Source organism: Acidovorax sp. Root568, assembly GCF_001427445.1.
Lineage (GTDB): Bacteria > Pseudomonadota > Gammaproteobacteria > Burkholderiales > Burkholderiaceae_C > Acidovorax > Acidovorax delafieldii.
The window spans coordinates 208,195-224,363 of the sequence record NZ_LMGP01000018.1 but is presented as its reverse complement, the minus strand read 5'-3'; the positions used below and the strand labels follow the sequence as shown (position 1 = coordinate 224,363).

The window sequence follows — 16,169 nt, the reverse complement described above, 5'->3', positions numbered from 1 at the left end:
AACCTGCAAACGCTACTGCAAAACCGTTTCGCCTTCCCCTTCGTTGTCCCTTCGTTCCACCTCCACCACCCTACCGGAGTACCACCATGATGAAGACCGCCTCCCGCCTTTCCAAACTTGGTGCAGCCGCGCTGCTCGCTGTTGGTGCCGTCGGCACCATGCAAGCCCACGCGCAGGAAAAGTTCACCTACATGACCAACTGGTATGCGCAGGCCGAGCATGGCGGCTTCTACCAGGCGGTGGCCACGGGCCTGTACAAAAAGTACGGGCTGGATGTGACCATCAAGATGGGCGGCCCGCAGGTCAACATCGTGCAGATGATGGCCGCCGGCCAGGCCGAATGCGTGATGGGGTCGAGCGACCTGCAGATGATCCAGATGCGTGAAGGCGGCGTGCCCGTGGTCAATGTGGCGGCCGTATTCCAGAAGGACCCGCAGGTGCTCATCGCGCACGAGGACGTGAAGAAATTCGAAGACCTCAAGGGCAAGACCATCCTGATCGCCTCGTCGGCCCAGCGCGGCTACTGGCCCTGGCTCAAGGCCAAATACGGCTTCACCGACTCGCAGACGCGCCCCTACACCTTCAACATCCAGCCCTTCGTGGCCGACAAGAACGCCGCCCAGCAGGGCTACCTGACATCCGAGCCGTTTGCGATTGCCAAGGCGGGCGTTAAGGCCAACACGCTGATGTTCAGCGACCAAGGCTACCCCGCCTATGCCACCACCATCTCGTGCATGGAAAAGACGGTGAAGGACCGCAGCGCCGCTGTGGCCTCGTTCGTGAAGGCGTCGATGGAAGGCTGGAAGAGCTACTTGGCAGACCCAGCCCCCGCCAACGCGCTCATCAAGAAGGACAACCCCAACATGACCGACGAGCAGCTCGCCTACAGCGTGGCCAAGCTCAAGGAAATGGGCATGGCCACGGGCGGCGATGCCACCACCATGGGCATCGGCATCATGACCGACGCGCGCGCCAAGGCCAGCTACGACTTCCTGGTGGACGCCAAGCTCATCGACCCTGCCAAGGTGAAGCTGGCCGAGACCTACACCACGTCGTTCGTCAAAGACCTCAAGGTTCTTCCTTGATCCCCCCTGAGTCGCTTCGCGCCTTCCCCCAAGGGGGACAACGCCCTCGCTGCGGGGCGGCCCTTGCTCGGCGTTCGCTGGCTCGGGCCGCGCCAGTTTCCAGCGGCTGGCGCCAAGCCAAGCGCGACGACAGATAAGCCCCATCGCCCTGACACAGCGGCCAGCCTCCCCGGCCACATCCATCGAAAGGCACCACCATGTCCATTCCCGCTGCCTCGCCACCTCTGGCACCCGCGCCGCGCCCCACACCTGCCGTGGAGGTGCTCTCGGCCGAAAAAACCTACCCCAATGGCACCCAGGCCCTGCTGCCGGTGGACCTGACCATTGAGGAAGGCGAATTCGTCACCCTGCTCGGCCCCTCGGGCTGCGGCAAGAGCACGCTGCTGAAAATGGTGGCGGGCCTGCTGGAGCCCACCGACGGCCGCCTGCACCTGTGGCGCAAACCTGTGGCACAGCTGGACGAAAGCGGCAAGAAGATGGCGTTTGTCTTCCAGTCGCCCACGCTCATGCCCTGGGCCAGTGTGCAGACCAACGTGCGCCTGCCGCTGGACCTGGCAGGCGTGCCGCGTGCCGAGGCCGACGCGCGCGTGACCGAAGCGCTGGCGCTGGTGGGCTTGTCCAAGTTTGCCAACGCCCTGCCCCGTGCACTGTCGGGCGGCATGCAAATGCGCGTGTCGATTGCACGCGGCCTGGTCACCCAGCCCGACCTGCTACTGATGGATGAGCCCTTTGGCGCACTCGACGAAATCACGCGCCACAAGCTCGACGCCGACCTGCTCGACTTGTGGCGCAAGAAGAAGCTCACCGTGATCTTTGTGACGCACTCGATCCACGAGGCGGTGTTCCTCTCCAGCCGTGTGGTCATGATGGCTGCGCGCCCGGGCCGCGTGGTCGAAGAGTTCCGCATCGACGCGCCCTACCCCCGCACGGCCGACTTCACGGTGTCGCCCGAATTCAGCCGCTACGCCAAGCTGCTGCAGGACAGCCTGCTTCGCGCCAGCGTGGACACCGAGGAGACCGTGGCATGAGCACCCCCTTCCCTTCCGCACCGATGGCGTCGCCCGTGGTCACCGCCCACCCCGCAGCCGCCCCGCGCTCAGCGCCTGCGGCAGTCGCTGCCAAACCTGCCGCCAAGGCCACACCCAAACGCCCGCCGCTCATGGCCCAACCCCGCGTGCAGCGCGTGGTGTACCCCGTGCTGGTGGGCCTGGTGCTGATCGCGCTGTGGCAGGGGCTAGTCACGGCCATGGAGCTACCGCCCTATCTGGTGCCCTCACCCATCCTGATGATGAAGACGCTGTTCACCGACTGGGCCGCCCTGGGCGGCTCGCTATGGGTCACCGTCAAGATCACGGTGCTGGCCTTTGTGGTGGCCACGGTGGCGGGCGTGCTGATCTCGTTCCTGTTCGTTCAGAGCAAACGCATCGAGACCGCGCTCTTTCCCTACGCCGTGCTGCTGCAGGTCACGCCCATCGTGGCCGTGGCACCGCTCATCATCATCTGGGTGAAGGACCCGACGGCGTCGATGGTGATCTGCGCCGCACTGGTGGCCCTGTTCCCCATCATCAGCAACACCACGCTGGGTTTGCGCAGTGTGGAGCCTGACCTGCAAAGCTACTTCCAGCTCAACCGCGCCACGCGGCTGCAGACGCTGCTGCGTCTGCGCATCCCGAGCGCGCTGCCCTACTTCTTTGGCGGGCTGCGCATTTCCAGCGGCCTGGCGCTCATCGGCGCCGTGGTGGCCGAATTTGTCGCGGGCACCGGTGGCCAGGGTGCGGGGCTTGCGTACCAGATTTTGCAGGCGGGCTTTCAGCTCAACATCCCCCGCATGTTTGCTGCACTGCTGCTGATATCGCTCACCGGCGTCGCGCTCTTCGTGCTCATGGCATGGCTCACACGCGTCGCCCTGGGCGGCTGGCACGCCAGCGAAACGTCGCACGACTAGCCCTTTCACCCCCATCGCCAACACACCGCGCGCAGCCACTGGCGCGCGGCAAGGGCTTCCTTTTGCCCCAAACGGCCACCAGCGGCCAAGGAGATACAGAAATGACCACCACCACCGCCCAACAACTCCCCGACCTGCTGCCCGACCTGGACTGGATCGCCGACCCGCTGCGCGTGGGCCGCCTCTCGCAGGACTTTGCCTGGTTCAGCCCCGTGCTCAAGCGTGACCTGGCGGGCAAGCGCGGCGACATCGCCGTGCGCCCGCGCACCGAAGCAGAAATCCGCCAAGTGGTGGCCGCCTGCGCCAGCGCGGGCATCCCCCTCACCGTGCGCGGCAGCGGTACCGGCAACTACGGCCAGAGTACGCCGCTGCACGGCGGCGTGATCCTGGACCTGTCGGGCTACAACGCCTTTGGCTGGGTACGCGGCGGGGTTGGCCGTGCGCAGTCAGGCATCCGGCTGGCGGACTTTGACGCGCAGGCCAAGCCCCACGGGCAAGAGCTGCGCTGGCTGCCCAGCACCTACCGCAGCGCCACGCTGGGCGGGCTGTTTGGCGGCGGCTTTGGGGGTGCGGGCTCCATCAACCACGGCCCGCTGGCCGCGCCCGGCAATGTGCTGGCCGTGCGCGCCATGACGGTAGAGCCGGAACCCCAAGTCATCGAACTGCGCGGCCCCGAGGCCATGCTGCTACACCACACCTACGGCACCAACGGCATCGTGCTAGAGCTGGAAGTGGCCCTGACCCCCGCCGTGGAGTGGACCGAATGCATCGCCACCTTCGAGCAGTTTGACGCCGCGCTGGACTTTGCCGACCGCTTTGGCAGCGCCCCCGGGCTGGAGAAAAAAGAGGTGTGTTTTGTGGCCGCCCCCATCCCGCAGTACTTCACCAGTCTGGCAGAGCACCTGCCTGCCGACCAGCACGCGGTGCTGCTGCTGGTGGCCCCGCACTCCGAGGCCGGCATGCGCGACATGGTGGCGCAGCACGGCGGCCAGGTCACCTACCGCAAGACGGCCGACGAAGTGGCCAGCAGCCACAAGACGCTGCTCGAATACACCTGGAACCACACCACCCTGCACGCCCTCAAGGTGGACAAGGGCCTGACCTACATCCAGAGCGGCTTCAACCCCATGCACCGCCTCAAGCAGGTGAAGGCGCTGGAGGCCGCGCTGAAGGGCGAGGTGATGATGCACCTGGAGTTCTTGCGCACCAAGGAAGGCGCCTTCAACTGCAGCGGCCTGCAGATCATCCGCTACACCACCGAAGAGCGCCTGAACCAGATCATGCAGATCTACCGCGACCACGGCGTGCAGATCAACAACCCACATGTGTACATCGTGGAAGACGGCAAGCAGAACAACCTGGACCCGGCCGTGGTGGACATGAAGCGCCGCTTTGACCCCCAGGGCCTGCTCAACCCGGGCAAGCTGCGCAGCTGGTACACGGCCGAACCCACAGCCCCCGTGCAGACACCTGTACGCCAAACAGCGTAGAGAAAACGGGTGGCGCGTGTCGCACCCACGGGCCTCTACCGCTTACCTGCAGGGCATAATCAGCTACTCATTTAGTAGCAACCCATCGAAACATGCCCTGGCACGCCCGCCTTCAGCTCGACTACACGGCAGAACATAGCGCCCGCACGGTAGCCCGCTACGAGCACAACGGGCCGCTGCGCATCCTGCAAAGCCTGTACCCCGAGGGCGACGCCATCTGCCACAACGTGCTGGTGCACCCGCCCGGCGGCCTGGTGGGTGGCGACACGCTGGACATCACCGCCACCGTGGGCCCAGGCGCCCACGGCCTGATCACCACGCCCGGCGCCACACGCTTCTACCGCTCCACCGGCCCGCTGGCGCTGCAACGCAGCCACCTCACCCTGGCCGAAGGCGCGCGCCTGGAATGGCTACCGCTGGAAGCCCTTTGCTACAGCGCCTGCCACGCCGAAAACCACCTCACGCTGAACCTGGCCTCCGGCGCCGAATGCATCGCCTGGGACGTGACCGCGTTGGGCCTGCCGCACGCGGGCCAGCCGTTTGAACAAGGCCGCTTCACCCAGCACCTGGAAGTGCCCGGCCTGTGGCTGGAGCGCGGCGTCATCGACGCCGCCGACGACCGGCTGCTGAGCAGTCCCTTGGGCTTGGCAGGCCACCGTTGCATGGCCAGCATGTTCTTTGCCGCAGGCACGCCCCTTGACCGCACCCGCCGCGACGCGGCCCTGGACGCGGCCCGTGCAGTGATGGATCAGCACCCCCAGGTCAAGGCCACTGCAGGCGCCACCAGCCCCAACGACCGCATGGTGGTGGTGCGCGTGCTGGCGCCGCAGGTGGAGCCCGCGATGAGGCTGCTCAAGGCCGTGCGGGTGGTTTGGCGGGAGGTGTTGTGGGGGTTGGAGGGGGAGGCGCCCAGGATTTGGGCGATGTAGGTGGGCCGCGTGAGGCGGCGCATGTGGCCGACGACAATCCGGCTGAATTGAAAGGTTGTATGGACGCCCTTTTTGAACTGATCACGATGTTGGCGTTTCACTGGCGCATTGGACTCGCGGTGCTTTTTGCGCTGATTTCAGCCGTCTTTTTGGCTATCAACATCAGTTGGTTCACCGGGTGGTACGGCGTGTTGCTAGTGATATTCAGCTTTGGCGCAGGGCTGATTTGGGAAAGCGCCCCCAGGGATTGATTTCGAAAGCCGATGATTTCCAACATCCGCGTAGGGATTGGCATCTACTGCCGAAAATCCCCCTTCTGCCTGACCATCTGTTTGAGGTTCTTGAGCTTTCGAGGGGCACGCTCCGTCCACATGATTTCCGCCCCATCTGCCAGCTCTTCGTAGATAGGCAGGACATCAGTGATACCTACCAACCTCCATTGAACAGGTACACCTTCGGGCCCACCCTTGTAGGGTTTCGAGTTCTCGCGAGCAACCGACAGACCCTTTTGATGGGCTTCATCGAGGTTTGACGCACGTACAAGAACGGTGTTTTCCCAAGACAGGAATCGAGCTTCATCATCGTCTTTCCTGTCGTCATTCAACTCCACGAAGCGCAGCAGGTAGGAAACCACATACCAGCCCACAGGTGAAATATTCTTGTCGTATTCCATTGAAGAATTCCATGCATGGGGCCGCTACAGCCTGTCAATTGAAATGCTCTGCAGCGGTTTTTTCGGACACCGAACGGTGGCCCCGTTCAAGGCCAACCGCTCGGAGTCCGTGTGTAGTGTGATCCTCAAACCGGCAGTTCTCGCTGGCTTACACCGGCGCCACAGTTGGCACCTTCAGTAAGCCATCGGCCTTGAACATCCCCCGAATCCCCCGCACCGCCTGCCGAATCCGCGCCTCGTTCTCGATCAACGCAAACCGCACGTACTCGTCCCCCTGGTCGCCAAACCCAATGCCAGGCGACACACACACCTTGGCCTTGTCCAGCAACTGCCGCGCGAACTCCAGCGAACCCAGCGCGCGGTAGGGCTCGGGGATGCGGGCCCAGATGTACATGCTGGCCTTGGGGCAGTCCACGGCCCAGCCGGCTTCGGTGAGGCCCTTGTAGAGCACGTCGCGGCGGCGCTGGTACTGGGCGGCGATGTCTTTCACGCACTGCTGGTCGCCCTCCAGCGCGGCGATGGCGGCCACCTGCAGGGGCGTGAAGGTGCCGTAGTCGTGGTAGCTTTTGATGCGGGCCAGCGCGGCCACCAGGTCGGGGTTGCCCACCATGAAGCCCACGCGCCAGCCAGCCATGTTGTAGCTTTTGCTGAGCGTGAAGAACTCCACCGCCACGTCCTTGGCGCCGGGCACTTCCATGATGCTGGGCGCGCGGTAGCCGTCGTACACGATGTCGGCATAGGCCAGGTCGTGCACCACCAGGATGTCGTGCTTCTTGGCCAGGGCGATGACGCGCTCGAAGAACGAGAGGTCCACGCACTGCGCGGTGGGGTTGCTGGGGAAGCCAAAGATCATCATCTTGGGCTTGGGGTAGCTGCCGCGGATGGCCTTTTCCAGCTCGGCAAAAAAGTCCACATCGGGCGCCACGGGCACGCTGCGGATGTCGGCACCCGCAATCACCGCACCGTAGATGTGGATGGGATAGCTCGGGTCAGGCACCAGCACGGTGTCGCCCCGGTCCAGCGTGGCCAGCATCAGATGGGCCAGGCCCTCCTTGGAGCCGATGGTGACGATGGCCTCTGTGTCGGGGTTGATGTCCACCGCGTAGCGGTCTTTGTACCAGTGGCTGATGGCGCGGCGCAGGCGCGGGATGCCTTTGCTGGCGCTGTAGCCGTGGGTATCGGGCCGCTGGGCCACTTCGGTGAGCTTGGCGACGATGTGCGGTGGTGTGGCCCCGTCGGGGTTGCCCATGCTCATGTCGATGATGTCTTCGCCCCGGCGGCGGGCGGCGAGCTTGAGCTCGGCCGTGATGTTGAAGACGTAGGGAGGGAGGCGATCGATGCGCGCAAAACGGCGCTTGCCCTGCGATGCAGACATGCGGTGTGACTTTCACGTAAGCGCCCGGAACCGTCCGAGCGACGTGGCTGGCAGAAAGGCCAGCCCGCAGCCAATGTAGCGCAAGCTGCGGGTAGCGCTCCAGCCCTTTGTGCGCAGTGTGGCGGCAATGCCGCAGTGGGGACGAGGGCTTGCCGCCGCCTCTACGATGGGCGCATGAACACCCTCCCATCCACCAACCCCACTGCCCTGCCTGCCGACCATCCCTTTGCCCAGGTGCAGGTGCTGGCCTTCGACATCTTTGGCACCGTGGTGGACTGGCACGGCAGCATTGCGCGCGAGGTGCGGGCACTCTATCCCCAGGTGGATGCCGATGCGTTTGCACTGGCGTGGCGCGCGGGCTACCAGCCCGCCATGGCGCGGGTGATGCGCGGCGAACAGGGCTGGACGCTGATCGATGCCCTGCACCGGCAAATCCTGGACGAGATCCTTCCGCGCTTTGGGCTGGCACACCTGGGCGATGCCGAGCGCCACCACCTCAACCGCGCGTGGCACCGGCTCCATGCCTGGCCCGACAGCGTGCAAGGCCTGACGCGGCTCAAGCAGCGCTACACCATCACCACGCTATCGAACGGCAACTTCGGCCTGCTGACCAACATGGCCAAGCGCGCCGGGTTGCCCTGGGATTGTGTGCTGAGCGCCGAGGTGTTCAAGGCCTACAAGCCGCATCCCAACACCTACCTGGGCGTGGCGCGGGTGTTTGACCTGCCGCCACACCAGGTGGCGCTGGTGGCGGCGCACCACGACGACCTGGCCGCTGCGCGGGGCTGTGGCCTGCGCACGGCGTACATCGAACGGCCACACGAGTTTGGCGTGGCACAGCCCAAGGATGTGTCGCCGCAGCCGGGCAATGACTTGCATGCCAAGGACCTGAACGATCTGGCGCAGATGCTGGGCTGCTGAATGTGTGCCGGACACGCCATCTACACAGGCGATGGCCCCTTGTTGTGGACTCGCCACAAAGGAAACAAAACACGGAGTTACGCTTGCTCCACCCCCACGCCCTGCCCCTCTCACCAAAGGTTTTCCCATGCGACCTTCACTCCCCACCCTGCGCGCCGGCCTGCGGAACCTGCTGCTGCTCACTGCCTGCGCCCTGGCCAGCCTCGCCCAGGCGGCGCCATTCGCCTACATTCCCAACCTCAGTTCCAACAATGTCTCGGTGATCGACCTGGCCAGCAACGCCGTCACCACCACCGTACCCGTGGGCAACAGCCCCTATGGCGCGGCGGTGAACCCGGCCGGCACCCGCGCCTATGTGACCAACGCCGACTCCAACACGGTCTCGGTGATCGACCTGGCCACCAACACCGTCACCACCACCGTGCCCGTGGGCTTCTTCCCCCATGGCGTGGTGGTGAACCCGGCCGGCACCCGCGCCTATGTGACCAACAACGGCACCAACACGGTCTCGGTGATCGACCTGGCCAGCAACACTGTCACCGCCACCGTGACGGTGGGCTTCTTCCCCCATGGCGTGGCGGTGAACCCGGCCGGCACCCACGCCTATGTCGTCAACAACGGCACCAGCACGGTCTCGGTGATCGACCTGGCTACCAACACCGTCACCGCCACCGTGCCCGTGGGCGTAGACCCAATTGGCGTGGCGGTGAACCCGGCCGGCACCCGCGCCTATGTGACCAACAGCAACTCCGGCACCGTCTCGGTGATCGACCTGGCCACCAACACCGTCACCGCCACCGTGACCGTGGGGGCCATTGCCTTTGGCGTGGCGGTGAACCCGGCCGGTACCCGCGCCTATGTGGTCAACAGCAACTCCGGCACTGTCTCGGTGATCGACCTGGCCAGCAACACTGTCACCGCCACCGTGCCCGTGGGCTTCTTCCCCTATGGCGTGGCGGTGAACCCGGCCGGCACCCGCGCCTATGTGGCCAACAACGGCACCAACAATGTCTCGGTGATCGACCTGGCCACCAACACCGTCACCGCCACCGTGCCCGTGGGGGCGAACCCTGTAGCACTGGGCCTGTTCATCGGTGGACCCGGGCTCGCTGCCCCGGCCGCTGTGCCCAGCCTCCAGGCTTGGGCCCTGCTGCTGTTGGCGGCCACCCTCGGTGGCCTGGCGCTTTCGCGCCTGCGGACTGCGCAGCGCCATCGCTCCTGACGCTGGCTTTGGGTGCCGCCCGGCCCAGGGAAGGCATGCCGCAGCCGGGCCATGGCCTGCACGCCACGGGCCTGAGCAATCTGGCACGGATACTGGGGTGTGGAGTCGGCCTTCAGTGCGCCACCAGCAGCTGCACAAACATCTGCACCTTGGCGCGGCACTCGGCGCTGATGGAGGTGAACTCCAGCCCGGCCACCCATTCGTCGCCCTCTTGCTTGAGGGTGATGACCCGCGCATACACATCGGCCACGCGGTAGTCCACCAGCGGCAGCTCGAACTCCAGCTTGATCTCACTATGGGGTTCCAGCGGCTCGATCAGCTCGACCAGCAGGCCGTGGTAGCCAATGTCGCGGATGGCACCGTGCACGATGTGGGGCACCACGATCTTGTCCTGCATGCGCTGGCACAGGCAGGGCAGGCGAGCGTCCACACGGTGGCTGCGGCGGAACTCCTGGCGGGGCACCTTGAGCTTGTGAGAAGGGATGGCAATCAGCTCACGCAGGCTGACAGGCTGCGTGCGCCCCTTGACGAACACCTGCATGGGCGCAGACGCCGACACCAGCCCCCAGCAGCGCTGGTAGGTGGAGTCGCTGATGAGCACCTGGCCCCGCAGGCTCAGCGCCTCGATGCGCGACGCCAGGTTCACGGCCTCGCCGATCACCGTGTATTCGGAATACACATCCGAGCCAAATCGCCCGGCCATCACCGTGCCCGTGTTCACGCCAATGCCCAGAAACACCTCCGGCAGGCGCTCGGTCAGGTGGGCCAGGTTCAGCTCGCGCATGGCGATCTGCATCTCCACCGCACACAGCAGCGCGCGGTCCACATCGTCGTCGCGGGCCACCGGGGCGCCGAACAGCACCATGATCGAGTCGCCCATGAATTTGTCGATGGTGCCCTGGTACTTGAACACCACCTCCGACAGCCGTGCCAGGCAGCGGTTGAGCGCCGCAATGACCACCGACGCGGGCTGTGAGCCCGACAGTGCAGTGAACCCGCGCAGGTCGGCCAGCAGGATGGTGACCTCGCGCGGCGCCACCTCCAGGCCGTTGGCGGCAGCACCTTCGGGGTTTTCCATACCGTGCAGGATGCCCGCCATCTCGGCCTGCGCCGCCTCGCCCAGGGGCTTGCCGGTTTCGCGTTCGATCAGCGCCTGCAGGCGGCGCACAGCGTCGTGGTGGAATTCTTTGTGCATGGAGGTCTGGGGCGTGGAGCGGCCGGGTTTTTGTGGGTGGGGGTAAGAACCTGTTCAGGTTCTAAAGGCAATGCCTGCCATTCACCACCCAGAATAGGCGCCGCCCCACGGCTGGTCAACCGGTGAAAACACCCCAGGCAAAGCAGCAACAGCGAGGTCAGCGGCACCTGCCCGCTATCAGCAAACCGGTGTGGGGCGTGCCAGCAGCGCCGCAGCGCTTCCCGGTAGAAAAATTGGGTCTTTTTGGCTTGAAGCGCTACATCCATATGCACCAAATGCTATCAACAAGATAGCAATTGATGCGTCTTCCGCCGTCACCTGGCAGTCACCCGGTCCACACACACAAACTCGCCCACCGCGCCGTCATAGTCCCACCGTGCCGCCACCCTCGCCTGGCCGTCTGGCACAGCGCCTGATACCTCGGTGCTGAGCACCACCAGGCTGTTGGGGCTGCCGTGCCGCAGGCGGTGCGACACTGCCGTGCCCGCGCTGCTGGCCCACAGCCCCGGCATTGGCTGCAACAGGCGCGGCTGGTGCACGTGGCCGGACAGCAGCATTTGCGCGCCGGCAATGCGCCAGCGCTCCACGGCTTCGTCGGCGCGGTGGGGTCGGTGGTCGCGGTCCTCGGCGTCGCGCGCTACCAACGGGTGGTGGCTGGCCACAATGCGCCATGCACCCGGGGGTGCACGCGCCAGCAGCAGCGCCACATGCTCGATCTGGGCAGACGACAGGCTGCCGCGCTCGTGCCGCCAGGCACGCGTGGTGTTCACGCCCACCACGTAGAACGCTCCCATCTGCCGCACAGGCTCCTGGTCCATGCCGAACTGTTCGGAGAATCTTTCGTACGAACGGCCCCAGCGCATCCACCACGCAAACAGGGGCAGGTCGTGGTTGCCCGCCAGCACCAGGGTGCTGCGCGCATGCAGGCCCTGCACAAACCGCGCGGCCTGCTCAAACTGCTCGGCCGTGGCGCGCTGCGTGAGGTCGCCCGACACCACCACCATTGCCACCCTCAGGCGCTGCGCCAGCCGCTGCACAGCAGCACACACCAACGGGTCGTGCGCACCGAAGTGCAAGTCCGACAGGTGCATCAGAACAGTCATTGCAGGTGGTCGCAGGCAGTGGGCAGGCGCACGGGGGGCCCCATCATGCAGGCAGCAAGCCGGGGGCGGGGGTAGTGCCGGGCGCAGGCGTGTCGGTTGCGGAGGCTGCGAAAGCGGTATCTTCTGGTGGTGGGGTCTGCGCTGCACCATCGCGCACCAGCGGGCTCGGTGCCACCAGCCACAGCGGCCGCGCACTGATGCGGAAATGCAGGGGTGGAGCCATCCACTCCCGCTCGCCGTCAAACGCCACCTTGACCTGCGGGGGCCGCCAGCTGGCGGGCGCCACGGTCAGCTCGGCACACGCCATGCTGACCACCGCGTTGTCCTTGTCGAGCTGGCCGGTGGCCGCGTTCCACACGGTGCGGGCGATGGCCCAACGCCCCTGGGGCTTGAGCATCACCACGGCCAAGTGCCCGCCGTCTGCCACCTTCTGCGCCTGCGGCAGGCCCATGCGGTCCAGCTGCAAGGGGTTGTTGCCCACAAACAGGGTGGTGACCAGATGCTCCTCCTGCTGCGCCTCGGCGCCCTGGTGCGTCTTCATCACCACGCGCCAGCGGCGGCCCGATGCGGGACGAAACAGGCTCCACACCGCCGCCGCTATGGCCACCCAGCGCTTGCGGCCAAAGCGGCGCGATGCCATCTCGCGGTCGGCCAGCATCTTGGGGTACAGGCCCACGCTGGCGTTGACCACAAACATGCGGCGGTTCACAAACCCCACCTGCACTGGCCGCAGGTCGCCCGCATGCAGCGCCTGCAGCAGGTCCTGCACAGCGGTCTCGGGGTCCAGCGCCAGACCATGTTCACGGCTGAAGTAGTTGAACGTGCCCATGGGCACCACACCCAGCGGCACCCCGGCGCGCAGCGCCGCCGACGCCACTGCGTTGATGGTGCCGTCACCCCCGGCGGCCACCACCAGTCCACCATCGTCCTGCGCGGCCTGGGCGGCTTGCTCGGCCAGCTGCACGATGTCGGCACGCCGGTCAGGCACGTGCCACACCACGTCGTGCGCCTGCAAGGCAGGCACACCTTCGAGCTTGGCGCGCAGCAGGTCCAGGTCGGCACCTGGCCGCCGTGGCACTACCAGATGGATGGGGCCACGGGGCTGGGGAGGGAGGGTGTGTTCCGAAGGTGTCATTCAAAAACTCTGCAACAAACAAGAGCAACCCCACACCGCGCTGAGCCAATCGCAGCGACCGGGCGAGCCCGCAGGGCCACACCACACGATGATTGTCAACACGGATTGCAGGGCACTCCATGGTGACAAACGGCTGTCCCCCGCGCAGCCGGTAGCCACGCCTACCCTTTGTCAGCCGGCTCCGACAGCGGCAGTGACGATGCAATACACCCATCACGCAACGGGATGTTGGGAACTTCGGTACAACCCGCGGCTTCTCTCCATGGGCCGCCCGCCCTGCGGGTGCATCCAAAGAAAGGACCCACTATCTCCATGACCACAACCTCCAGCGCTTTGGCCGCCACCGACATCGGCGCCCTGCTGGCGCAACACCCCCTGGGCTGGTGGATGGCTGGCGTGCTGTCGTTTGCCCTGCTGGGTAGCGTCGCCTTGACCGGCTTGCGCCGCCTGCGACAACACGCAGGCGCCCCGCTGGGCCGCATGTTTCCGGCGCAAGCGCGCTGGGTGTTGATGGCCGCCATGGCCGCATCGGCCTGCACGCTGGCTCTGGCAGGTGCCGCGCTGGCAGAGCTGGCCGAAAGCGGGCGCGCCCCGGGCACCTGGGGCGCACTGGACGACGCACTGGCTGCAGGCCTGCAAGCACAGGCATCCGCCGGCGTGCTGCAATGGTTTGCCACCCTCACCCACCTGGGCGACACCTGGGTGCTGACCGCGCTGGCGCTGGGCGTGGCCGCCCTGCTGTGGCTGCGCCAGCACCGCCTGCTGGCCACCGGCTGGCTGGTGGCCATGGCGGGCAACGGCGCGTTGACCAAGGTGCTGAAGCGTCTGTTCGAGCGCGTGCGGCCCGAGCACACGCACGGCATCGCCGAGGCCAGCGGCTACAGCTTTCCCAGTGGGCATAGCAGCGCATCGATGGTGGCCTACGCCATGCTGGCCTACCTGGCCACGCGGCTATTGCCCCGCGCCTGGCACCTGCCTGCGGTGGTGCTGGCCGGCGCGCTGATCTTCACCACCGGCTGGAGCCGCGTGGTGCTGCACGTGCATTACGCCAGTGATGTGCTGGCAGGCTGGCTGCTGGGCGGCACGTGGATGGTGTGCACGGTGCTGATCATGGAGAGCGTGTCGCGCTGGCGCGGCGCTGCGCCCCCGGCGACGCGCCGCTGAGCCGCCGCCCGGGCGCCCCGGTTTACCGTGCGGGGGAGTCCTCGGCAGACTCCATAGGCTGCATCGGCAAGACCACACAGGACGCACGCCCCGGCCCCATGTGCACGGTGTTGAACGCCACCACCCGTGGCCCCGCACTGCCCTCCGGAGCGCCGGTGTTGGGGTTGACGTCGAACCGCGGGAAGTTGCTGCTCGAGATGTCCAGCCGTATCCGATGGCCCCGGCGGAAGAGGTTGGACGTGGGCATGGGCTCGATGGTGATCTCCACCACCTCGCCAGGCGCCATCAGCCCCGGCTGCTCCCACGAGTCGCGGTAGCGGCAGCGCAGGATGCCGTCGGTCAGGTTCATCGCATACCCCTCGGGGTAGTCCTCGCTGGGCGGGTACTGGTCGATCAGCTTGGCCGTGAAGTCGGTGTCGGGTGCGGTGGACGACACCCACAGCGCGATGGTCACCGGGCCGGTGATCTCCACATCGCCGTCGAGCGGCGGCGTCTGGAACACCAGCACGTCGTCCCGGCCCGCCAGCGGCCCGAACGGCGCCTGCGCACCGAACAGCCCGTCGTGCGTGCGCTGGTCGTAGGCACCGGCCACCATCAGCGGTTCGCCCGAGGTGACGGAGCCCCCGATGGTGGGTACCGGCCTTGCGGGGTCGAAGCAAAAACCGGCCTGGGCCTCGGCCTGCGGTACGGACTGCGACAGCAGCCCGCCCGGCGCGAGGTACCAGGGCACCAGCGTGGTCGCCGGCACGGGCCAGCGGGCCGCGCTGCGCCAGGCCCCGCCGTGGTCGAGCCGGCCTTGCGGCGTGCGCCGCCCGGAGCCCCCACCCATGCGGAAATAGCGCACGGCATCGTCCTGCCCCTCGGGCAGCGGCTGCCCGCGCAGCCAGTGGTTAAACCACGCGAGCCGCATGTGCACGTAGTCGGGTGCAAGCGTGCCATCCAGCACCGCATCGCGGCCGAAGTCCATATCGCCCGCGTACGGCACGCTGCGCTCGCCATGCGTCCAGGGGCCCAGCACCATGCGCACGTCGCCCTGTCCGCGCTGCGAGAGTCCGAGGTAGTTGTCGGTCGTGGTCTGCGCATACGGGTCCCACCAGCCGCACATCAGCATCACGGCCACGCCTTCGAAGGCGCTGTAGTGGCCTGCCGCATACAGCTCGGGCTGGCGCCAGTGGTCATCGAAACTGCCGCGCTCCCATTGGCCGAAGAGATAGTCCTCGTACTCGGGCGCCCACTGCAGCGGCGAATCGCCGCGCGTCCAGGGCAGGCGCAAGAACCATTCGCCGATGTCGGCCTGGTCGAGCGCCTGGCGGGCGGCGTCGCTCAGGCTGTTGCTGCCGCTGCGCGCATTGCGCAGGGCCCACACGGCCTGCTTGAGCTCGAAAGCACCCCCATGGCGGATGCCGCCCCGGTAGGCATTGGCAAAGCCGCCGCATTCGAGAAACATGGCCTTGAGACCGGCGGGCCGCTGGCTGGCCAGCGCCGTCTGAGTGTGTGCCGCGTACGACAGGCCGTAGGTACCCACGGCGCCGTTGCACCAGGGCTGCGCCACGATCCACGCCATGGTGTCGGCGCCGTCGTGGGCCTCGCCCAGGTATTTGGTGAACTGCCCCTCGGAGTCGAAGCGGCCTCGGCAGTCCTGCACCACCACCGCGTAGCCCTCGCGCGCAAAACGCTCGGCCACCTCGCCGCGCCGCAGCGGCGCGGGGTCGGCGGCGGTGCGCTCGCGCCGGGTGGGCTCGTCCTTGCCGTAGGGTGTGCGCTCCAGCAGCACCGGCAGGGGGCCGGTGTGGCCGGCCGGCAGATACACATCGGTGGCCAGGCGCACGCCGTCGCGCATGGGCACCCAGCAGGTGTGACGCACCACCCCGCCCACACCGGCCGGAGCGGCGGACGGCGCCATTGGATTCATCATCGTGGTCATTGAAGGTC

The 16,169-nt window shown here is 66.6% G+C and carries 15 protein-coding genes and 1 pseudogene; 10 read left to right on the top strand and 6 right to left on the bottom strand.

The features are described 5' to 3' along the window. Window positions 1-86 precede the first annotated feature (86 nt). From ASD75_RS18930 to ASD75_RS18905, 6 genes are all read left to right on the top strand, one after another. Window positions 87-1,085 (top strand): ABC transporter substrate-binding protein, encoded by a 999-nt coding sequence (locus tag ASD75_RS18930; protein WP_056747372.1) that lies wholly within the window; start codon window positions 87-89, stop codon window positions 1,083-1,085. A 197-nt stretch (window positions 1,086-1,282) separates the two neighbouring features. Beyond that, on the top strand, window positions 1,283-2,113 hold the full coding sequence (locus ASD75_RS18925; protein ID WP_056747371.1) for an ABC transporter ATP-binding protein: 831 nt from the start codon (window positions 1,283-1,285) through the stop codon (window positions 2,111-2,113). Then, window positions 2,110-3,030, top strand: coding sequence for an ABC transporter permease (locus ASD75_RS18920; protein ID WP_082565090.1), 921 nt, complete (start codon window positions 2,110-2,112; stop codon window positions 3,028-3,030). The genes ASD75_RS18925 and ASD75_RS18920 overlap by 4 nt, the downstream gene beginning before the upstream one ends. A gap of 101 nt (window positions 3,031-3,131) precedes the next feature. After that, entirely contained in the window at window positions 3,132-4,520 is a 1,389-nt protein-coding gene (locus ASD75_RS18915; protein WP_056747370.1) for an FAD-binding oxidoreductase, read from the top strand. A 92-nt stretch (window positions 4,521-4,612) separates the two neighbouring features. Then, window positions 4,613-5,449 (top strand): urease accessory protein UreD, encoded by an 837-nt coding sequence (locus ASD75_RS18910; protein WP_056747369.1) that lies wholly within the window; start codon window positions 4,613-4,615, stop codon window positions 5,447-5,449. A gap of 23 nt (window positions 5,450-5,472) precedes the next feature. After that, window positions 5,473-5,700 (top strand): hypothetical protein, encoded by a 228-nt coding sequence (locus ASD75_RS18905; RefSeq protein ID WP_146872253.1) that lies wholly within the window; start codon window positions 5,473-5,475, stop codon window positions 5,698-5,700. Between the two features lie 44 nt (window positions 5,701-5,744). Here the strand turns inward: ASD75_RS18905 and ASD75_RS18900 are convergent, their stop codons facing one another. Both ASD75_RS18900 and alaC read right to left on the bottom strand, forming a co-directional pair. Further along, a complete protein-coding gene (locus ASD75_RS18900) occupies window positions 5,745-6,122 on the bottom strand; it encodes a DUF4288 domain-containing protein (RefSeq protein ID WP_056747367.1) in 378 nt (125 codons plus the stop codon). A 148-nt stretch (window positions 6,123-6,270) separates the two neighbouring features. Then, window positions 6,271-7,497, bottom strand: coding sequence for an alanine transaminase (alaC, locus tag ASD75_RS18895; RefSeq protein WP_056747366.1), 1,227 nt, complete (start codon window positions 7,495-7,497; stop codon window positions 6,271-6,273). Window positions 7,498-7,671: 174 nt separating this feature from the next. On the opposite strand from alaC, the gene ASD75_RS18890 reads away from it, so the two are divergent. Then, window positions 7,672-8,418 carry a haloacid dehalogenase type II gene (locus ASD75_RS18890; protein ID WP_056747365.1) on the top strand — a complete coding sequence of 249 codons (747 nt, stop codon included), beginning with the start codon at window positions 7,672-7,674 and terminating at the stop codon, window positions 8,416-8,418. Window positions 8,419-8,545: 127 nt separating this feature from the next. Then, window positions 8,546-9,640 (top strand): beta-propeller fold lactonase family protein, encoded by a 1,095-nt coding sequence (locus ASD75_RS18885; RefSeq protein ID WP_056747364.1) that lies wholly within the window; start codon window positions 8,546-8,548, stop codon window positions 9,638-9,640. A gap of 112 nt (window positions 9,641-9,752) precedes the next feature. On the opposite strand, the gene ASD75_RS18880 is transcribed toward ASD75_RS18885, so the two are convergent. Together ASD75_RS18880 and ASD75_RS18875 are read right to left on the bottom strand one after the other, a co-directional pair. Continuing rightward, window positions 9,753-10,835 (bottom strand): adenylate/guanylate cyclase domain-containing protein, encoded by a 1,083-nt coding sequence (locus tag ASD75_RS18880; RefSeq protein ID WP_056060658.1) that lies wholly within the window; start codon window positions 10,833-10,835, stop codon window positions 9,753-9,755. Window positions 10,836-11,149: 314 nt separating this feature from the next. Beyond that, window positions 11,150-11,938 (bottom strand): metallophosphoesterase, encoded by a 789-nt coding sequence (locus tag ASD75_RS18875; protein ID WP_056747363.1) that lies wholly within the window; start codon window positions 11,936-11,938, stop codon window positions 11,150-11,152. 197 nt (window positions 11,939-12,135) lie between these two features. Between ASD75_RS18875 and ASD75_RS24320 the strand changes: the two genes are divergently transcribed. After that, a complete protein-coding gene (locus ASD75_RS24320; protein WP_353937047.1) occupies window positions 12,136-12,753 on the top strand; it encodes a hypothetical protein in 618 nt (205 codons plus the stop codon). On the opposite strand, the pseudogene ASD75_RS24315 reads toward ASD75_RS24320, so the two are convergent. Next, window positions 12,747-13,073, bottom strand: a pseudogene (locus ASD75_RS24315) (diacylglycerol kinase family protein); the annotation flags it as partial. The gene ASD75_RS24320 and the pseudogene ASD75_RS24315 sit on opposite strands and share 7 nt — an antisense overlap. Window positions 13,074-13,385: 312 nt before the next feature. Between ASD75_RS24315 and ASD75_RS18865 the strand changes: the two are divergent. After that, window positions 13,386-14,237 carry a phosphatase PAP2 family protein gene (locus ASD75_RS18865; RefSeq protein ID WP_056747361.1) on the top strand — a complete coding sequence of 284 codons (852 nt, stop codon included), beginning with the start codon at window positions 13,386-13,388 and terminating at the stop codon, window positions 14,235-14,237. A gap of 22 nt (window positions 14,238-14,259) precedes the next feature. Here ASD75_RS18865 and ASD75_RS18860 read toward each other — a convergent pair whose 3' ends face one another. Next, complete coding sequence (locus ASD75_RS18860; protein WP_235511658.1) at window positions 14,260-16,161, bottom strand: CocE/NonD family hydrolase; 1,902 nt, start codon at window positions 16,159-16,161, stop codon at window positions 14,260-14,262. Window positions 16,162-16,169: the final 8 nt, after the last annotated feature.

Bases quoted from the DNA above. Each gene is read 5' to 3' on its own strand.
- ASD75_RS18930 (WP_056747372.1), top strand. From the start codon at position 87: ATGATGAAGACCGCCTCCCGCCTTTCCAAACTTGGTGCAGCCGCGCTG.
- ASD75_RS18925 (WP_056747371.1), top strand. From the start codon at position 1,283: ATGTCCATTCCCGCTGCCTCGCCACCTCTGGCACCCGCGCCGCGCCCC.
- ASD75_RS18920 (WP_082565090.1), top strand. From the start codon at position 2,110: ATGAGCACCCCCTTCCCTTCCGCACCGATGGCGTCGCCCGTGGTCACC.
- ASD75_RS18915 (WP_056747370.1), top strand. From the start codon at position 3,132: ATGACCACCACCACCGCCCAACAACTCCCCGACCTGCTGCCCGACCTG.
- ASD75_RS18910 (WP_056747369.1), top strand. From the start codon at position 4,613: ATGCCCTGGCACGCCCGCCTTCAGCTCGACTACACGGCAGAACATAGC.
- ASD75_RS18900 (WP_056747367.1), bottom strand. From the start codon at position 6,122: ATGGAATACGACAAGAATATTTCACCTGTGGGCTGGTATGTGGTTTCC.
- alaC (WP_056747366.1), bottom strand. From the start codon at position 7,497: ATGTCTGCATCGCAGGGCAAGCGCCGTTTTGCGCGCATCGATCGCCTC.
- ASD75_RS18890 (WP_056747365.1), top strand. From the start codon at position 7,672: ATGAACACCCTCCCATCCACCAACCCCACTGCCCTGCCTGCCGACCAT.
- ASD75_RS18885 (WP_056747364.1), top strand. From the start codon at position 8,546: ATGCGACCTTCACTCCCCACCCTGCGCGCCGGCCTGCGGAACCTGCTG.
- ASD75_RS18880 (WP_056060658.1), bottom strand. From the start codon at position 10,835: ATGCACAAAGAATTCCACCACGACGCTGTGCGCCGCCTGCAGGCGCTG.
- ASD75_RS18875 (WP_056747363.1), bottom strand. From the start codon at position 11,938: ATGACTGTTCTGATGCACCTGTCGGACTTGCACTTCGGTGCGCACGAC.
- ASD75_RS24320 (WP_353937047.1), top strand. From the start codon at position 12,136: ATGCGGAAATGCAGGGGTGGAGCCATCCACTCCCGCTCGCCGTCAAAC.
- ASD75_RS18865 (WP_056747361.1), top strand. From the start codon at position 13,386: ATGACCACAACCTCCAGCGCTTTGGCCGCCACCGACATCGGCGCCCTG.
- ASD75_RS18860 (WP_235511658.1), bottom strand. From the start codon at position 16,161: ATGACCACGATGATGAATCCAATGGCGCCGTCCGCCGCTCCGGCCGGT.